The organism is Pseudonocardia ammonioxydans, assembly GCF_900115005.1.
Classification (GTDB): Bacteria; Actinomycetota; Actinomycetes; order Mycobacteriales; family Pseudonocardiaceae; genus Pseudonocardia; species Pseudonocardia ammonioxydans.
In genome coordinates this window covers 1-2,398 of sequence record NZ_FOUY01000131.1, presented here as the reverse complement: position 1 = coordinate 2,398, position 2,398 = coordinate 1, and the positions used below count along the sequence as shown (strand labels likewise).

The 2,398-nt window shown below is 67.4% G+C and carries 1 protein-coding gene; it reads right to left on the bottom strand.

All coding sequences use genetic code 11. From position 1 onward, the window contains the following. Window positions 1-568: 568 nt before the first annotated feature. On the bottom strand, window positions 569-2,248 hold the full coding sequence (locus BM093_RS34575; RefSeq protein WP_218163076.1) for an MDR family MFS transporter: 1,680 nt from the start codon (window positions 2,246-2,248) through the stop codon (window positions 569-571). Between the last annotated feature and the right edge of the window lie 150 nt (window positions 2,249-2,398).

The window sequence follows — 2,398 nt, the reverse complement described above, 5'->3', positions numbered from 1 at the left end:
TCTGAACGCCTTCGACATGGCCTTCGACGGGCGCCTGTCCGCCGGTCGCCGTTAGCTCAACCAGCTTCAGTTACACCGGAAAGTTGACAGTCCCTAGACTGCCCACCGAGGCTGGACCCGGGGGAATTACTTGAGCGCAGCCCGGGGGAATTGGCTGATCGTCCACAGCCAGGCCGAGCACGGTGGCGAATACCAGCGCTTCCCGGTCGGCGAGCTCGCCGGTGACCAGCGGGCGCCCTGCGTCCGATCACCCGGTCGATGTCACGGTTGAAGTACATGTTGAAGGCGTTCGCCGGTCCGGCCGCAGCCGAGCCACCGACGAGCGTGGTCGTGACCAGCCACCAGCCCGGCCAGCCGGCCGCCGCGAGGATCGATCATCGTCGGAAGGGTCGTCGTGAGCAGCAGCTCGATGATGCGTGGCTTGGTGAGCGCGACATAGGCCCTGAGCCGACAGCGCCGCGGCGTGGCCGGGCGCGACGGCTGCGGGGTCGCCGCGTCATCGGCCGGGAACGCCGGTGTCGGCACTGAGTGGGGGCCTGCCTGGTAACGGGCGGGGATCGGCATACCGCTAGCTCTCCGGTGTTGCGGGCCCGGTCTCGGCAAGGGAGGGGAGACGCGTGCCGAGGGGGCGCGCCTCGATGAAGAAGGCAGCCAGGAGCCCGAGCACGACGATCGGGATGCCGAACAGGAACACCGGCGGCAGGGCGGCGGCGTAGGCGTGGGCGATGAGGTGCTGTACCGGTTCGGGTAGATCGGCCAGGCTCTGCGGAGTCAGGGAGCCGACACCCCCGCCGCCTGCCAGAGGGTCCGGACCGGCCGGAGACACGGTGAGCTCGGCGGTGAGACGGCTGACGAAGATGGAACCGAACAGGGCGATCCCCAGCGACGCCCCGATCTGACGAAAGTAACTCTGTGCCGACGTCGCGGCACCGAGTACGGCATACGGGACGCTGTTCTGCACGATGAGGGTGAGGTTCTGCATGGAGCAGCCCACCCCGAGGCCGAGGACGAGCATGGCGGTGGCGGTATAGGCGTAGGACGAGGTCTCGTCGATCTGCCCGAGAAGGAACAGGCCGCCGATGGAGACGAACCCACCCAGGATGGGGTACAGCGTGTAGCGCCCGGTCGCGGAAATGAGCCGGCCGGTAACGATGGAGGTGGTGAGCATCCCGACCGTCATCGGGATCATCATCAAGCCGGACTCCGTGGCGTCGGCGCCCTCTACCATCTGCAGAAAGGTCGGCAGGTAGGCCACGGCAGCGAACATCGCGATACCGATGGTGATCCCGATGGCTGCAGCGAGGGTGAAGTTGCGGTCCCGAAACAGCGACAACGGCACAATCGGGTTCGCGGCCCGCCGCTCCGCGGCCACAAAGAGCCCACCGGCGACGACAGCGACCGCGGCAAGCCCGAGGATCGGGGCACTACCCCAGGCGTAGGTCGTCCCGCCCCAGCTGGTGAGCAGGACCAGAGCCGCACTGGCCACTGCCAGCAGGACAGTACCCGCCACGTCGACGCGCGGGCGGGCACCGACCGGCTTGTGCAGGCGAAGGGCGAAGATCACGGTGACCAGGGCGACTGCGCCGAGGGGCATGTTGATGTAGAAGATCCACCGCCAGCCGACGCTGTCGGTGAAGAATCCGCCGATCAGTGGGCCGGCGATCGAGCAGACCCCGAACACCGCACCCATCACGCCCATGTACTTACCGCGCTCGCGGGGCGAGACGATGTCGGCAAGGATGGCCTGCGCCCCGATCATGAGACCGCCACCACCGATGCCTTGCAGGGCCCGGAACGCGATGAGCTGGTTCATGTCCTGAGCCAGCCCAGACAGCACCGAACCGAGAAGAAAGACGACGATCGCGAAGACGAAGATCGGCTTTCGGCCGTAGATGTCGCCGGCCTTGCCGTAGAGCGGCAGGCCGATGGTGGCCGCCAGCATGTAGGCCGTGATCACCCAGGAGAGATGCTCGAGACCGTTGAGGTCACCGACGATCGTGGGCAGGGCGGTCGCGACGATCGTCTGGTCCAGGGCAGCCAGAAACATCGCCAGAACCAGCCCGACAAACGTCCAGATGAACTGCCGCCGGTCGACGGCGGCCGCCGGACCGTGGGGGGCTGAGGTAGGTGGCGTTGCCATGAGATTCTCCGTGGCCAGCTCAGTGAGATAAGGACCCGGCCGCCGCGCAACGGCTCCGGAGGACGCGCTGGTCACAGACAGGACAGCGACGCCGCGATCGTCGGCCATTCTGCGCTGACCCGCGAGCGCCGCACCGCTTGATCTCGTAGCCCGGCCGCTGCTCGCCGGCGGCTGTCAGTGGTCGGTGTGGGGGGTGGTCATGATTTCCATGACGTGGCCGTTGGGGTCGTCGAAGTAGACGGCGCGTCCGTTGCGGGA